Here is a 15,328-nt window from a genome sequence, read left to right on the forward strand (position 1 = left end):
CGCTCAGTCGTCCTCGCCGTCCGCCGTGGGCGCCGGCGCCCGCGGCCGCTGGCCGGGCTCGAGCTTGAGCGCGGCCAGGGACATCAGGTGTGCGCTGATCGGCGCGGTGATGAACAGGAACAGGGTGATCAGGACCTCGCGCAGGCCCAGGCCGTCCCCGGCCCAGGCGTGGTAGCCGATGGACCCCAGCAGGATGCAGCCCACCCCCAGGGTGGTCGCCTTGGTCGGGCCGTGCAGGCGCTTGAAGAAGTCCGAAAGCTTGACCAGGCCGAAGGAGCCGACGAGCACGAAGCCGCTGCCGACCAGCAGCAGGACCGACAGCAGGATTTCCAGTGCCATGCTCATTCGACGATGTCCCGGCGCAACACGTACTTGCTGAGCATCACCGTGCCGACGAAGCCGAGCATGGCAATGACCAGGGCGGCCTCGAAGTAGACCGCGCTGTGCAACTGCATGCCGAACAGGATCAGCGCGGCGATGGTGTTCACGTAGAGCGTGTCGAGCGCGAGGATGCGGTCGGGCACGCTGGGCCCGCGCAGCAGGCGGTAGAGGCTCAGCAGCAGCGCGATGCCGACCATGTACAGCGACACCGTGACCGCCTTGTCCACGAGGGTGTCGCCGGGCAGCAGCGTGGAGGCCAGCGCCATCGGCGGCGGGCTTGCGAGCGACGTGGCCGCTTCGAGGATCATGGGAAGATCTCCTTGAGCAGGGTCTCGTAACGCGCCTTGATCTCGGCGACCTGCGCCTCGGGGTCCTTGAGGTTGAAGCAATGCACCAGCAGGTGGCGGCGATCCGCGGCCAGCTCAGCCGACACCGTGCCCGGGGTCAGGGTGATGATGCTGGCCAGCGCGGTGATGCCGTGGATGTTGGTCAGCTCCAGCGGGACCCAGACGAAGCCCGGGGTCAGGGCGCGTTCGGGGCCGAGGATGCGGCGCGCGACCTCGATGTTGGACAGCAGCATGTCCCACAGCACCCGGCGGGTGAGCTGCAGGATCGCGATGGTGCGGCCGAAGTTCGCGCGCTCGGGCTCCAGCATGCCCGCCAGCCAGGGCAGCAGCAGGCCGAGGATGGCGCCGATCGCGACCTGGCCGGGGGAGAAGTCCGCCACCAGCAGGAGCCACAGCACCAGCACCGCCAGGCTCAGCGGGATCGAAGGCATCAGCCGCTTCATGGCGAGGGCTCCCGCAGCTGCGGGCGTGTCGAGCGTGCCGCTTCGACGTAGTCCGCCGGCGACTGCAACTGGCGCGCGGCCGCCTCGGCGTAGTCCAGTACCGGGGCGGCCCACACCGTCATCGCGAGGCCGTAGCCCAGCAGCACCACGGCGGCGGCGACGTGCGCGCGCCCCGGGGGCGCGGGCACCGGTGTGGTGTCCGGCCAGGGCTCGGCGCGCCAGAACACCTGGCTGGCGGTCCGCGCAAGCGCGACCACGGTCAAGAGGCCGGTCAGCAGGATCACCGACCAGACCCAGGCCATCGACGCGGCGGGCACGGCATCGAGCAGCAACGTCTTGCCGATGAAACCCGACAGCGGCGGCATGCCGGAGACCGACACCGCCCCGATGGCGAAGAGCAGGCCGAGCAGGGCGTTGTGACGCAGCGGGCCATTGCGGTCCAGGTTGTCGCCGGCGGCACCCCGCTGGCGCCGGATCAGGTCCGCGACCAGGAACAGGGCCGCGGCGACGAAGGTGCTGTGCACCAGGTAGTAGAGCCCGGCGGCGAGGGTGGCGGTGGTCCCCAGCGAGAAGGCGATGAACAGCGTCGCCGCCGATGCGATCACCAGGAAGGCGACCAGCATCCGCAGCGAGGAACTGGCCAGCACGCCGAGGGTCGCGAGCACCAGGGTGACCGCGCCGGCCGGCAGCAGCCAGGCCCAGGCCCAGTCGGCCAGCATCGCCGCGGGCGTATCCCCGGCCAGGCCACCGAATACCAGGGTGTAGACGCGCAGCACCGCGTAGATGCCGACCTTGGTCATCACCGCGAACAGCGCGGCCACCGCGGCCGGCGCGCGGGCGTAGGCGTTGGGCAGCCACAGGTAGAGCGGTGCCAGCGCGGCCTTGGCGCAGAACACCACCAACAGGATCCCGGACGCCGCACGGATGAGCGCGAGGTTGGCCGGATCGGCCTGGGCCACGCGCTGGCCCATTTCGGCCATGTTGAGCGTGCCCAGCAGGCCGTAGAGCAGGCCCAGGGCGATCAGGAACAGCGTCGAGGCGGTGATGTTGAACACCACGTAGTGCAGGCCGGCCCGCATCCGCGGCCCGCGGCCGCCGCTGAGCAGCAGGCCGTAGGAGGCGATCAGCATCACCTCGAAGAACACGAAGAGGTTGAACAGGTCGCCGGTCAGGAAAGCGCCGTTGAGGCCGGCCAGCTGCAACTGGAACAGTGCGTGGAAGTGGATCGCGCGCCGATCCCAGCCGCCGCAGGCGTGGAGCAGGCAGGCCGCGCCCAGCAGCGTGGTCGTCAGCACCATCAGGGCGTTGAGGCGGTCGACCACCAGCGCGATGCCCAGGCGCGCCGGCCAGTCGCCGAGCAGGTAGGCGGTGATGCGGCCCTCGTCGGCCACCGCGACCAGTGCGACCGAGATCGCCAGCAGGCAGGCCAGGCCAGCCGCCGACAGCGCGCGCTGCACGAGGATGCCGCGGCGCTCGGACAGCAGCATGGCCGCGGCGAACAGCAGCGGCACCAGGATGGGCAGGACGGGCAGGTGGACGTGCAGGGCGTCGATCACGGCATGCCCTCGTCGCCGGCGTCGACATGGTCGCTGCCGTTGTCGGCGCGGCTGCGCATCGCGATCACGATGGTCACCGCGGTCATCGCGAAGGCGATGACGATGGCGGTCAGCACCAGCGCCTGCGGCAAGGGGTCGGTGTAGTGCGCCAGGGTCGGCGCGACGCCTTCGCGCAGGACCGGGGGCTTGCCCACGACCAGGCGGCCGGCCGAAAAGATCAGCAGGTTGGTCGCGTACGACAGCAGGGTCAGTCCGAGGATCACGTCGAAACTGCGCGCGCGCAGCATCAGGTAGACGCCTCCGGCGGTGAGCAGGCCGATCATGCTGGCCAGGGCGAACTCCATCAGCGGGCCTCCTGTGGGTTCCGGGGCGGGGTCGCGGGGGCCTTCGGCGGCCGGATGGTGCCCATCATCGACAGGATCAGCATCGCGCCGCCGAACACGACCAGGTAGACGCCGGTGTCGAAGGCCATCGCGCTGGCCAGCGGCATCGGGCCGAGCAGGGGCAGGTGGGGTTCGACGTGGCCACTGGTGAGGAATGGATAGCCCAGCAGCATCGAGGCCAGGCCGCTGAAGGCGGCGACCAGCAGGCCGGCGCCGATGCACGCCACGTAGTTGAAGCCCAGGCGCGACTCGACGTACTGCGAGCCCAGCAGGACGTACTGCAGCAGCAGGGGCACCGCGAGCACCAGCCCGGCGATGAAGCCGCCGCCGGGCGCGTTGTGGCCGCGCAGGAACATGTAGGCCGACACCGCCAGTGCCAGTGGGAAGAGCAGGTGGCTGAGGTTGGACGGCATCGGCAACGCACCCGGCGCCCCCGGCATGACGCGGTCGGGGGCGATGCGCGCCCGCCGCAGCAAGGCATGCACGACCAGGCCGGCGATGCCGAAGACCGTGATCTCGCCGAAGGTATCGAAGCCGCGGAAGTCCACCAGGATCACGTTGACCACGTTGCGCCCATAGCCTTCGGGCAGCGACCGCGCGAGCAGTTCGCTGGCGATGGTGTCCAGCGGTCGCGTCATCATTGCGTAGGCGAGGCCGCCGATGCCGATGCCGACCACCAGCGCGATCGCGACGTCACGCCAGCGGCGGGCCGGATGGTTGCTGCGCTCGGACGCCTGCGGCAGGTAGTTCAGCGCCAGCAGCATCAGCGCGATGGTCACCATTTCCACCAGCAACTGGGTCAGGGCGAGGTCGGGCGCGGAGAACAGCACGAACACCAGGCTGACGGCGAGGCCGACCGCGCCCACCACCAGCAGGGCGACCAGGCGCTGCCGGTGCAGCACGACCGTGGCAACCGTGGCCGCCATCAGGATCGCCCACAGCACCCAGCCGGTCGGCGGCATCGGCTGGCTGGGGCCGACGCCTTCGGCCAGGGCTTGCCAGGTCGCCGGCCCGGCCAGCGCCAGCACCGCCACGAGCACCCACCACAGCGAGCGCTGCAGGCTGCCCTGGGTGATGCGGAACGTCAGCCGGCGTGCGCCCAGCAGCAGCGCGCGCGTGTTGACGCGGAACAGGTGGCGGCCCATCGCGTGGCGGGCCACGGCGTGCAGGTCCATCAGGCGGCGCAGGCCCAGGTAGAGCAGGCCACCGGCGATCATGCCGCCGATGCTCAACATCAGCGGGTGGTTGAAGCCGTGCCAGATCGCCAGGCTGTACGCCGGCACCGCGTCGCCGAGCACGCCGCGCGCCGCGGTCGCCAGCACCGGCGCCACCGTCCATGCCGGCACGATGCCCACCATCAGGCACAGGATCGCGAGGATGCCAACCGGGATGCGCATGAACCGCGGCGGCTCGTGGATCTCGCGCTCGACCGCCCGCGGGCCGTCGCCGAAGAAGGTGTCGTGCACGAAGCGCAGGCTGTAGGCCACGCCGAACGCGCCGGCGAGGAAGGCCACTATCGCCACCGCGATGCGCATCGTCGCGCCGCCGGTTTCCAGCTCCAGCGCCTGGGCGAAGAACATTTCCTTCGACAGGAACCCGTTGAGCAGGGGAATGCCGGCCATCGCCAGCGCCGCGATGACCGCCAGCGCGCTGGTGTACGGCAGGTAACGGCGCAGGTTGCCCAGGCGCCGCATGTCGCGGGTGCCGGTCTCGTGGTCGATGATGCCGGCCGCCATGAACAGCGAGGCCTTGAAGGTCGCGTGGTTGAGGATGTGGAACAGCCCGGCCACCACCGCGAACGGCGTGGAGAGGCCGAACAGCAGGGTGATCAGGCCCAGGTGCGAGATCGTCGAGTACGCGAGCAGGCCCTTGAGGTCGTGCTGGAAGATCGCGTTCCACGCGCCGATCAGCAGCGTCGCCGCGCCCACCGCGCTGACCACGTAGAAGAACAGGTCGGTGCCCGACAGCACCGGGTACAGCCGGGCCAGCAGGAACACGCCGGCCTTCACCATCGTCGCCGAGTGCAGGTAGGCCGAGACCGGCGTCGGGGCGGCCATCGCGTGCGGCAGCCAGAAGTGGAACGGGAACTGCGCGCTCTTGGTGAAGATGCCCAGCAGCACCAGCCCGAGGATGGCCGGGTAGAGGGTGCTCGCGCGGATCGCGTCGCCGGCGGCAAGCACCGCGTCGAGCTCGAAGCTCCCCACGACCTGGCCGATCAGGATCACGCCGCCGAGCAGTGCCAGCCCGCCGGCGCCGGTGATCGTCAGCGCCATTCGCGCGCCTTCGCGGGCCTCGTTCTTGTGCGACCAGTAGCCGATCAGCAGGAAGGAGGTGATCGAGGTCAGCTCCCAGAACACCGCCAGCAGCAGCAGGTTGCCGGCCAGCACCATGCCCAGCATCGAGCCCATGAACAGCAGCAGGTAGCCGAAGAACCTGGGCGCGTCCTCGCGCCGGCCCAGGTAGTAGCGCGCGTACATCACCACCAGCGCGCCGATCGCCAGCACCATCAGGGCGAACATCCAGGCCAGGCCGTCCATCCGCAACGAGAAGGCCAACCCGATCTGCGGGATCCACGGGTGGGTCGCCTGCGGCACCTCGCCGGACAGGACCCGTGGGGTCAGCGAGGCGAGGATGCCCAGTCCCGCGAGGGGCGCGAGCCCGGCCAGCCATGCGGTGGTCCTGCGCGACGCCGAACGGTAGAGCATCACCCCGAGGGCGGCCACGAAAGGCAGGGCTAGCAGCAGTTGCAGCATCTCGCTCCAGTGTCGGTGCGGCGCGGCACCGGGCCGCGCGTGGGCAGTGGGGGAGGTGGCGGCGGGCAGGCTGGACCGGAGGCCGGCCTGCCGTGCTCGCGACTGGCCATTCTACCCGAAGCCAATGGCGCGACCGCTGCGTCCGGGTGCCCCGGTATGCTGTCGCGATGACGTGCCCGCGCTCCTTCGCTCGCCTGCCTGCGCGCCCGCCTCGCGCGCGCGCGAACGTGCTTATATGCGCCGCTGCGATCGGGCGTCGCAGGCGGCCCCGCGTGCGGCGCGGAGACCCCGCGCCGCACGCTCGCGGTTCAGCTGCCGATCACCTTCGGAGGGCTGCGTGCGGCGCGCGCTGATCCTCGGCGGCAGCGGCCAGGTCGGCGAGCCCTTGCTGGCCCGGTTGCGCGCGGACGGCTGGGCGCTGGTCGCGGTGTCGCGAGAGCCCCGGGCCGCTCCGGCCGGCGTGGCGTGGGTCCGGGGCGAGCTCGACGCCATGCCCGCGCTGCCGGCCGGCTTCGAACCCGAGCGCCTGGACGCGATCTTCAGTGCCGGCCCGCTGGATGCCTTCGCGCGCTGGTACGCGGGCAACGACGTCCGCATACCGCGGATCGTGGCTTTCGGTTCGACCAGCGTGGCGACCAAGCACGCCTCCACCCAGCCCGCCGAGCGCGACGTCGCCCGCCGCCTGCGCGAGGCCGAGGCCACGGTCCTGGCCCGCGCCCGCGAACGGGGTGCCGCGGCGACCCTCCTGCGGCCCACCCTGGTCTACGGCGCCGGGCGCGACGCCACCCTGAGCCGGATCGCCGCGCTGGCCCGTCCACGGGGCTGGTTCCCCTTGCCGAGCGGCGCCCGCGGCCTGCGCCAGCCGGTGCATGTCGAGGACCTGGCCGCCGCCGCGGTCGCCTGCTGCGACGTGGCCGCGTGCGCCGGCCAGGCCTACGACCTGCCCGGCGGCGAGACCGTGACCTATCGCGAGATGGTCGCACGCGTGCTGGCCAGCCTGGCGCCGCCGGCGCGATGCATCGAGTTGCCCGGGCCCCTGTTCGGGCTCCTGCTGGGCGGCGCCCGCCTCGCCGGCATGGCGCGGGGGCTCGGCGCGGCGGTGCCGCGGATGCGCGAGGACCTGGTGTTCGACGCGACGCCGGCGACGCGGGACTTCGGCTACGCGCCACGCCGTTTCGCGCCCACCGCCGCGATGTTCGAGCCCGTGCGTCCGCCCGCCCCCTAGCGGCTCAGATCGTATCCGTCGGCGGAATCTCGTGCGGGCCGGCCGCGTCGCGCGGCGCGCGGCTCTTCTGCAGCACCCGCAGGGCGATGACCAGAACGCCGCCCAGCACCATCGCACCGCCGATCCACAGCTTGGGCCCGGGCCGGTCGCCCCAGAAGGCGATGCCCAGGCCGACCGCCAGCACCGGGACCAGCAGCAGCCACGGGGTCACCTGCGCGACCGGATAGCGCTGCACCAGCACGTAGTAAAGGCCGTGGCCAAGCAGCGAAGAGATGAAGGCGGCATAGAACGCACCGAACCAGGCCACCGCGCCCGCGTCCGGCAATCGTGCCAGCGCGCCCGGTTCAAGCCACAGGCTGATCGCCAGCAGCGGCACCACGCTGAACACCGCCGTCCACCCCTGCATGCTGTAGGCATTGAGCTGCTTGAGCGGCTTCATCAGCACGGTACCGGCCGCCAGGAAGAAGGCCGCGACCAGCATCAGCGCCAGGGCCATCGGCCGGTCGAGCACCAGCGGGTCGAAGCCCAGCACCAGCACGCCGCCGAAGCTGATTGCGATCGCCACGCCGGTGCGCCAGCCGAAACGCTCGCCCAGGACCGCCCAGGCCAGCAGTGCCGTCATCGGCACGTAGCTCTGCATGACGATCGCGGTGGACGACAGGTCGCCAGCGAGCTTGAGCGCGCTGAAGCTCAGCCCGAAATGCAGCACGCCCACGCACAGGCAGGTCGCCACCAGGCGTGGCCACTGGCCGGGGGCGGGTCGCTTGAGGAAGAACACCAGCGGCAGCGCGAGCAGGGCGAAGCGCAGCGCGGTGAACAGGAAGGGCGGGATCTCGCGCATCGCCAGCGCCGAGGTCAGGAAATTGAACGCCCAGGCCAGGACGATGAGCAGTACGAGGAACAGGTCGCGGGTCGGCATGGGGCGTCCGATGGCAGCGGGCGAGGCAGCCGGTCCGGTGGAGGACGGCACGGGCCGTCCCGACCGGATCCGGGATGCGGGGTGGGGCGGCCGACGTCCGGGTCCTGCCGTCGCCCGGGAGGTGGCGCGAGCGGCCAGTAGAACATGCGCGGGCGACGGTCGACAGCGCGCGGTGGCCGGGAGCCGGCCAGTGGCCATGCCCGGCAAGGTCGCGGCGCGCGATGCGTCGTCCGGCTCGCGCGCCGCGGTCAGGGCGTCAGTACGACCATCCCAGCTTGCGGTACAGCTTCGACAGCACCCACACCGGCCCGATCAGGAGGTAGCGCAGGTCGGTGAGGAAGCTCGGCCGCTTGCCCTCGAACAGCTTGCTGTGGCCGATGAACTGGCCGATCCAGGCGACCACGAACACGGCGATGGCCAGGTACAGCAACTGGGTCGTGCCCAGGGCGCCGTGCAGCCAGCGCGTCAGCCAGCCCATCAGCACGAACACCGCCAGCATGCCGAAGCCGAGCGGGCGCGAGGCGCGGTAGTAGAACGCCCAGGCGGCGAACATCGCCGCGCCCGCCCAGAAGCCCGGACCGAACCAGGACCCCGGGGAGGGGATGCACCACAGCAGCGCGATCACGCTCCACAGGATCGCGGGCACGCACAGCACGTGGATCGCCTGGTTGGCGGTGTTCTGGTGGTCGCCGGAATAGTGGGCGAACCAGACGTCGATCGGTCGGCGTGGCGCGGTGGCGTCGTGCGGGGTGTCGTGGGCGGTACTCATGGCGACTCCGGCAGGGATGCGCTGGCGTATGGCGGGCGCGTCCGAGGATAGCGGCAATGCGCGCGGGACGCCCGCGGCAGTGCAGCGTCGCCGCCCCGACGCGGGGCGGGCAGCGGTGTCAGTCGACGCTGAGTCCGGCCAGGCGCTGCAGCGCCTCGGCGTAGCGGGCGCGGGTACGCTCGATCACTTCAGGCGGCAGTCGCGGGCCGGGCGCGGTCTTGTCCCAGTCCAGCGTCTCCAGGTAGTCGCGGACGATCTGTTTGTCGTAGCTGGGCGGGCTGGTGCCTACCTCGTACTCGTCGGCCGGCCAGTAGCGCGACGAGTCCGGGGTCAGCATCTCGTCCATCACGTACAGGCGACCGTCGGCGTCGGTGCCGAACTCGAACTTGGTGTCGGCCAGCAGGATGCCGCGTTCGGCCGCGTGCTCGGCGGCGAACCGGTACAGGCGCAGCGTGGCGTCGCGCACGGCTTCGGCAAGGTCGGCGCCGCACAGCTTCACCGCCGTGTCGAAATCGATGTTCTCGTCGTGGTCGCCCACCGCGGCCTTGGTGGACGGGGTGAAGATCGGCTCGGCCAGTTTCTCGGCCTGGCGCAGGCCGTCGGGCAGCGCGATGCCGCTGATGCGGCCGGTGCGCTGGTAGTCCTTCCAGCCGCTGCCGATCACGTAGCCGCGTGCGATGCACTCGATCGGCACGGGCTTGAGCCGGCGCGCCACCACCGCGCGCTGCAAGTAGGGCGCCGGGTCGACGCCGGCCGGCAACACCGAGGCCACGTCGATGCCGGCGAGGTGGTTGCGGACGATGTGTTCGGTCTTGCCGAACCAGAAGTTGCTGATCTGGCACAGCATCGCGCCCTTTCCGGGGATCGGGTCGGGCAGGACCACGTCAAAGGCGCTGAGCCGGTCGGTCGCGACCATCAGCAGGTAATCGCCGGCGGGCGCGTCGTCCGGGAGGGCGGCACGGGGCAGGTCGAATACGTCGCGGACCTTGCCGCGGTGGCGCAGGGGCAGCCCCGGCAGTTCGGATTCGGACAGGACGTTCTGGGTCGATATGGTGGACAACGTGTATTCCCCGATCGTGCGATTCTGCTGCGTGCATCCCCTTGCGGGGCGGGGCCGGAAAGCCCGCGCCGACGCGACAGGGCCGGCCAGTGTACGCCGGTCCGGGCCAAGGTGCAGGTACACTGCGCGCGCGGATCCGGGGCGGGTGTCCCGGTATGGGACGCGGGGCGCCCCGCTGGCGCCGCCGACGCCGCCCGCACGGCCCTTCCCCCGTCCTGGAGCATCATGAAACGCTGGTACGGAAAACTGCTGGGATTCATCGCCGGGGCCTTGTTGCTGCGCTTCAACCCCTTGCTCGGGGCGCTGATCGGCCTGCTGGTCGGGCATGCCTTCGATGCCGACTGGTTCCGCTCGCGCCGGGCCAATCCGTATGCGGTCTTCGACCTGGGCGAGGACGCCAGCGATGACGAGGTCGACCGCGCCTATCGACGCCTGATCGCCCAGTACCATCCCGATCGCCTGCAGGGCGCCGCGCCCGAACTGCGCCAGCGCGCCGAAGCGCGTGCCCGCGAGCTGAACGCGGCCTACGACCGCATCAAGACCCTGCGCAGGAAGCGCTAGCGCGGGGCGGGGCGATCGTGCAGCAGCCCTGGGCGATGTCCCGCGGGGGCCCAGGGATTAGAATGTCGGCCCCGCCCCTGCGCCCGCCGGTGCAGGGCGTCCCTCCATTCCCTCATGGCCCCCGCATGCAGTCGACCGTCATCGCCCCGTCCATCCTGTCCGCCAATTTCGCCCGCCTGGGCGAAGAGGTCGACAACGTGCTCGCGGCCGGTGCCGACTGGGTGCACTTCGACGTCATGGACAACCATTACGTCCCCAACCTGACCATCGGCCCGCTGGTCTGCGAGGCCCTGCGCAAGCACGGCGTCACCGCGCCGATCGACGTGCACCTGATGGTCGAGCCGGTCGACCGCATCATCCCCGACTTCGCCAGTGCCGGCGCGTCCATGATCAGCTTCCATCCCGAGGCGAGCCGCCACGTCCACCGCAGCATCCAGCTCATCAAGGGCGCGGGTTGCCAGGCTGGCCTTGTCCTGAACCCGGCCACCCCGGTGGAAGTGCTCGACTACGTACTCGAGGACCTGGACATGGTGCTGCTGATGTCGGTCAATCCGGGCTTCGGCGGCCAATCGTTCATCCCCTCCGCGCTGGAGAAGCTGCGCGCGGTGCGCGCGATGATCGATGCGCGCGCGCCCCATGTGCGACTGGAGATCGACGGCGGCGTGAAGGTCGACAACATCGCCGGGATCGCCGCGGCGGGCGCGGACACCTTCGTCGCCGGCTCGGCGATCTTCAACGCCGGCGACTACGCTGACGTCATCGGTCGCATGAAGGCCGCGGTGGCAGGCGTGCGCTGAACAGGCATCGCAACCGCCGGCGCCTTCCATCCCGGCCACTCCGGGTGCGGATGTCGACGGCAACGTGAAGGACGACAGCTGGATCCCAGCGTTCGCCGGGCTGACGGTGAGTGGTGCCTGGCAGGCAGCATGAACCCCGGGATCCGCCGTGCGGATCCCGGGGTTTTTCGTGCATCAGCACTGAAGATTTGGAGGCGATCCTGCCTCCGCCCGTCGTCCTTGAGAATGGACTCCCATGCTCCGCGCGGTCGATGACCGGGTGATGACAGGGGCGTGGCGACTGCAAGTCGGCCGCGGCCCGCAAGCATTCCGTTCATGTCCGGGACAGCGGCTTCACGGCGACGCGCGGGCCGCTTGGCTAGCCTCGCGGCATGGACCCCATCCCAACGCCCGCTGCATCGCCCCGCGCCGCGCCGCGCTGGCACCTCGTGCTCAATGGCAAGGCCGCCGGCGACGAGGACGTGCGCGCAGCCGTCCAGGCGCTGCGCGATGCCGGCGTCGACCTGGGCGTGCGCGTGACCTGGGAAAGCGGCGATGCCGAGCGCTATGTCGACGAAGCGCTCCACGATGGTGTCGACGTGGTGGTCGCCGGGGGCGGCGACGGTACGCTCAGCGCCATCGCCGCCGCGCTGGCCCGGCACGAGCGTCCCGCCGAGGCGTTGCCGGCCCTGGCCCTGCTACCGCTGGGCACCGCCAACGACTTCGCCACCGCCGCCGGACTCCCCGACACCCCCGAGGCGGCCCTGCGCCTGGTCCTGGACACGCGCGCGCAGGCCATGGACCTGCTGCGCATCGAATCCGACGAGGCGGTCCACTGGTGCGCCAACCTTGCCAGTGGCGGTTTCGGCACGCAGGTGACGGTGGAAACCGACGAAGGCCTGAAGAAGGTGCTCGGCGGGCTGGCCTACCTGGTCACCGGCATTGCCCGCCTGGGGCGGATCGAACCGGTGGCCGCCCGCATCGAAGGGCCCGGCTTCCAGTGGCAGGGCGAGTTCATCGCGCTCGGCCTGGGCAACGGGCGACAGGCCGGCGGCGGGCAACAGCTGTGCCCCGAAGCCGTGGTCGACGACGGACGCCTCGACCTGACCTTGATCCCGCCCCTCGACGGCGAGGTCGGCGAAACCGTCGCCACCCTGCTGACGGAGGGCCGCGAAGGCGCGCTCGACCGCATCGCGCTGCGCGAGCGGCTGCCGTGGGTCCATCTGGAAAGCGATTCGCGCCTGGTCCTCAACCTGGATGGGGAGCCCGTCGAATCGCGACGCTTCAGGGTCGATTGCGTCGGCGGCCGCCTGCGCATGCACCTGCCGCCAGGCTGTCCCCTGCTCGGGGTACCCGGCAACCCCGGCGCCGCGACCGACCCGGGGCCCGGAGCGCCGATGGCGGGCGGCCTGCTGCCGGCCTGAGCCGTGCGCGGGCGGCGGCTGCCGCGGATCGGCTAAAGTAGCGGCAATGACTGTCGGGGCGATCACGAATGCCGGCCGTGGCGACACGGGTTGGCGATGGTGGACAAGCGCAAGCTCGCCCACCGTTGCCCTCGCCCTGCCGCACCCCAAGGAACCGCCGCGTGAATCGTCCAGCCCATACCGCCGCCCAGTCGCTCGAACACTTCCAGCAGCTCGCCGCTGAAGGCCATACCCGGATCCCGGTCGTGCGCGAGGTCTTCTCCGACCTCGACACCCCGTTGTCGGTCTACCTCAAGCTCGCCGACGGCCCGCATACCTACCTGTTCGAGTCGGTCGAGGGCGGCGAACGTTTCGGCCGTTACTCGATCATCGGCCTCCCGGCGCGCCGCGTGTACGCCTTCGCCGGCCATACGCTCTACGTCACCGAGCATGGCGAGCTGGTCGAGCACCGCCACGTCGACGATCCCTTCGCCGAGGTCGAGCGCCTGCGCACGGAGCATTCGGTACCGCGCATCGAGGGCCTGCCGGGCTTCACCGGCGGCCTGGTCGGCTGGTTCGGTTTCGAGTGCATCGCCTACATCGAGCCGCGCCTGGCCGGCGGCGACAAGCCCGACGAACTGGGCACGCCCGACATCCTGCTGATGCTCAGCGAGGAACTCGCGGTCTTCGACAACCTGCGCGGCCGCCTCTACCTGATCGTCCATGCCGACCCGCGCGAGCCGCAGGCCCACGCCCGTGCCACGCGACGGCTGGACCAGCTGGTGCACCGCCTGCGCCATGGCGGCACCAGCTACCCGGAGACCCTCGACCCCAATGGCCTGGATGAAGCGGACTTCGTGTCCGGCTTCACCCGCGAGGGTTTCGTCGAGGCGGTCGAGCGCTCCAAGGCCTACATCCGCGCCGGCGACATCTTCCAGGTCGTGCTGAGCCAGCGCATGTCGGTGCCGTTCAAGGCCCGACCGGTCGACGTCTATCGCGCGCTGCGGGCCTTGAACCCGTCGCCCTACATGTATTTCCTCGACGTCGGCGACATGCAGGTGGTCGGGTCCTCGCCGGAAATCCTCGTGCGCCTGCAACACGACGAGCAGGGCAGGGGCGAGGTGACCGTGCGCCCGATCGCGGGTACGCGACCGCGTGGCGACACGCCCGAACACGACCTCGCCCTGGAAGCCGAGCTGCTGGCCGACCCCAAGGAGCGCGCCGAACACCTGATGCTGATCGACCTGGGACGCAACGACACCGGCCGTGTCTCTGAGCCGGGCACGGTGCGGATGGGCGAGCAGTTCACCATCGAGCGCTACAGCCACGTGATGCACATCGTCAGCGAAGTCACGGGCACCCTGAAACAGGGCATGAGCTACGCCGATGTGCTGCGCGCGACGTTCCCGGCGGGCACGGTCAGCGGCGCGCCCAAGATCCGCGCCCTGGAGATCATCCGCGAGATGGAGCCGATCAGGCGCAACATCTATTCCGGTGCGGTGGGCTACATCGGCTGGCATGGCGACGCGGACACCGCCATCGCCATCCGCACCGCGGTCATCCAGGACGGCCGCCTGCACGTGCAGGCCGGCGCGGGCATCGTCCACGACTCCGATCCGCAGAAGGAGTGGGAAGAGACGATGAACAAGGGACGTGCCCTGTTCCGGGCCGTCGACGAGGCCGCGCGCGGCCTCTGAACGCCTGCCGCCCGCACGCCCGGGCGCTTCTCGGCGCCGGCTGCGACGCACGTCGTGGCGGGGCGCCGCTCGTGCCGCTGCCGCCGTCACGCCGACCGCGTGTCCGCGTTTATCAATCCCAGACGTTGCCTTCACGAGGGACGGTGTTCATTGGTCGCGCGGGGCGCACGATCGCCCGCCATATCCGGAAACGAAGCAGGAGGGGAATGCGATGCAGCCTGTCGAAGATCGTTATGTCCAGTCGCGCTTTTCCAACACGTTTCCGCGCACCGTCGAGCTGACCTGCCCGCACTGTTTCAAGCAGTCGGTGCTGGAGGCCCGCAGCTGGCAGGAGCACGGCCAGCAGGTCGCCGCCAGCGAGATGGTGTGCTCGCGCTGCGAGGAGCGCGTGCTGTTCGTGCAACTGCTGAACGAGGACGGCGCGATCCGCGAGGGCGGGCTGTTCTGCCATCCCGGATCGGCCCGGCGCGACCCGATGCCCGGCGTGGCCTACCTGCAGGACCTGTCCGGCCCGCTGGCACGCACCTACGATTCGGCGCTCAAGCTCTACAACCACGCCGAATGGGGCGCCTCGGCGCTCATGATCCGCCACCTGCTGGCGGGCCTGGCCGTGCAGTTGCTGGGCGAGGAACGCCGCGACCTGCCGCTGGCAAGGCAACTGGAAGCGCTGCCGGACGACCTCGACCTGAAGCGACCGCTCCAGGACATCTCGCCCCTGCTCGACTCCAGTGGCACCTTCGGTCGCCAGTTCGAGGACGAGGCGGCGATCGACAAGGTCAGTGCCGACCTGCTGCTGGAACTGGCCGAGCAGCTGATGGCCTACCTGGTGGTCATGCCAGGATCGATGGACGAGCTGAAGAAGCGCATCGCCACCGCGCCCGTGCCCCTGCGGCGCGGGAACACCGGCACCGCCTGAGCCCACCGGGCCGCGTGCCCCGGAGCCATTGCCCGGGGTCGCGCGGCGCCCGCGCAGCCGGTACAGTGGGCCCATGCTCACGCGCGTCGCACATCGATACATCGCCCACCCCCCGGCCGGGGGCGGCGCGCGCGTGGGT

The 15,328-nt window shown here is 70.8% G+C and carries 15 protein-coding genes; 6 read left to right on the forward strand and 9 right to left on the reverse strand.

Going from position 1 to position 15,328, the window contains the following annotated elements; translation table 11 throughout:
• Positions 1-3: 3 nt before the first annotated feature.
• Genes FKV25_RS15265 through FKV25_RS15290 form a run of 6 tightly spaced genes read right to left on the reverse strand, consistent with a single transcriptional unit; the run spans position 4 to position 5,863 of the window.
• Positions 4-345: a Na+/H+ antiporter subunit G gene (locus FKV25_RS15265; RefSeq protein WP_141519644.1), complete on the reverse strand. Its 342-nt coding sequence runs from the start codon at positions 343-345 to the stop codon at positions 4-6.
• Complete coding sequence (locus FKV25_RS15270) at positions 342-689, reverse strand: K+/H+ antiporter subunit F (protein ID WP_425462643.1); 348 nt, start codon at positions 687-689, stop codon at positions 342-344. The genes FKV25_RS15265 and FKV25_RS15270 overlap by 4 nt, the downstream gene beginning before the upstream one ends.
• Positions 686-1,171 carry a Na+/H+ antiporter subunit E gene (locus tag FKV25_RS15275; protein ID WP_141519645.1) on the reverse strand — a complete coding sequence of 162 codons (486 nt, stop codon included), beginning with the start codon at positions 1,169-1,171 and terminating at the stop codon, positions 686-688. Before FKV25_RS15275 ends, FKV25_RS15270 begins: the two co-directional genes overlap by 4 nt.
• Complete coding sequence (locus FKV25_RS15280) at positions 1,168-2,727, reverse strand: monovalent cation/H+ antiporter subunit D (protein WP_281286254.1); 1,560 nt, start codon at positions 2,725-2,727, stop codon at positions 1,168-1,170. The genes FKV25_RS15275 and FKV25_RS15280 overlap by 4 nt, the downstream gene beginning before the upstream one ends.
• The gene (locus FKV25_RS15285; RefSeq protein WP_141519646.1) at positions 2,724-3,071 is read right to left on the reverse strand and encodes a Na+/H+ antiporter subunit C; all 348 of its coding nucleotides are present in this window, start codon (positions 3,069-3,071) and stop codon (positions 2,724-2,726) included. Before FKV25_RS15285 ends, FKV25_RS15280 begins: the two co-directional genes overlap by 4 nt.
• A complete protein-coding gene (locus FKV25_RS15290; protein WP_141519647.1) occupies positions 3,071-5,863 on the reverse strand; it encodes a monovalent cation/H+ antiporter subunit A in 2,793 nt (930 codons plus the stop codon). Before FKV25_RS15290 ends, FKV25_RS15285 begins: the two co-directional genes overlap by 1 nt.
• A gap of 337 nt (positions 5,864-6,200) precedes the next feature.
• On the opposite strand from FKV25_RS15290, the gene FKV25_RS15295 reads away from it, so the two are divergent.
• Positions 6,201-7,088, forward strand: a complete 888-nt coding sequence (locus FKV25_RS15295) for an NAD-dependent epimerase/dehydratase family protein (protein WP_141519648.1) — start codon at positions 6,201-6,203, stop codon at positions 7,086-7,088.
• A 4-nt stretch (positions 7,089-7,092) separates the two neighbouring features.
• Here FKV25_RS15295 and FKV25_RS15300 read toward each other — a convergent pair whose 3' ends face one another.
• The 3 genes from FKV25_RS15300 to FKV25_RS15310 all read right to left on the reverse strand — a co-directional run bounded on the left by FKV25_RS15300 (position 7,093) and on the right by FKV25_RS15310 (position 9,827).
• The gene (locus FKV25_RS15300; RefSeq protein WP_170218666.1) at positions 7,093-8,007 is read right to left on the reverse strand and encodes a DMT family transporter; all 915 of its coding nucleotides are present in this window, start codon (positions 8,005-8,007) and stop codon (positions 7,093-7,095) included.
• Positions 8,008-8,263: 256 nt separating this feature from the next.
• The gene (locus FKV25_RS15305; protein WP_141519650.1) at positions 8,264-8,776 is read right to left on the reverse strand and encodes an Mpo1 family 2-hydroxy fatty acid dioxygenase; all 513 of its coding nucleotides are present in this window, start codon (positions 8,774-8,776) and stop codon (positions 8,264-8,266) included.
• 118 nt (positions 8,777-8,894) lie between these two features.
• Positions 8,895-9,827 carry a phosphoribosylaminoimidazolesuccinocarboxamide synthase gene (locus FKV25_RS15310; RefSeq protein ID WP_141519677.1) on the reverse strand — a complete coding sequence of 311 codons (933 nt, stop codon included), beginning with the start codon at positions 9,825-9,827 and terminating at the stop codon, positions 8,895-8,897.
• Positions 9,828-10,061: 234 nt separating this feature from the next.
• On the opposite strand from FKV25_RS15310, the gene FKV25_RS15315 reads away from it, so the two are divergent.
• The 5 genes from FKV25_RS15315 (at position 10,062) to FKV25_RS15335 (ending at position 15,189) form a co-directional block, all read left to right on the forward strand.
• Complete coding sequence (locus tag FKV25_RS15315) at positions 10,062-10,397, forward strand: J domain-containing protein (RefSeq protein WP_141519651.1); 336 nt, start codon at positions 10,062-10,064, stop codon at positions 10,395-10,397.
• Between the two features lie 125 nt (positions 10,398-10,522).
• Positions 10,523-11,194 carry a ribulose-phosphate 3-epimerase gene (gene rpe / locus FKV25_RS15320; RefSeq protein WP_141519652.1) on the forward strand — a complete coding sequence of 224 codons (672 nt, stop codon included), beginning with the start codon at positions 10,523-10,525 and terminating at the stop codon, positions 11,192-11,194.
• Between the two features lie 371 nt (positions 11,195-11,565).
• On the forward strand, positions 11,566-12,597 hold the full coding sequence (gene yegS, locus FKV25_RS15325) for a lipid kinase YegS (protein ID WP_141519653.1): 1,032 nt from the start codon (positions 11,566-11,568) through the stop codon (positions 12,595-12,597).
• Between the two features lie 161 nt (positions 12,598-12,758).
• Complete coding sequence (trpE, locus tag FKV25_RS15330; protein WP_246072119.1) at positions 12,759-14,273, forward strand: anthranilate synthase component I; 1,515 nt, start codon at positions 12,759-12,761, stop codon at positions 14,271-14,273.
• A gap of 211 nt (positions 14,274-14,484) precedes the next feature.
• On the forward strand, positions 14,485-15,189 hold the full coding sequence (locus FKV25_RS15335; RefSeq protein ID WP_141519655.1) for a hypothetical protein: 705 nt from the start codon (positions 14,485-14,487) through the stop codon (positions 15,187-15,189).
• Positions 15,190-15,328 lie beyond the last annotated feature (139 nt).

The organism is Marilutibacter aestuarii (genome assembly GCF_006546775.1).
GTDB classification, from domain to species: Bacteria; Pseudomonadota; Gammaproteobacteria; order Xanthomonadales; family Xanthomonadaceae; genus Marilutibacter; species Marilutibacter aestuarii.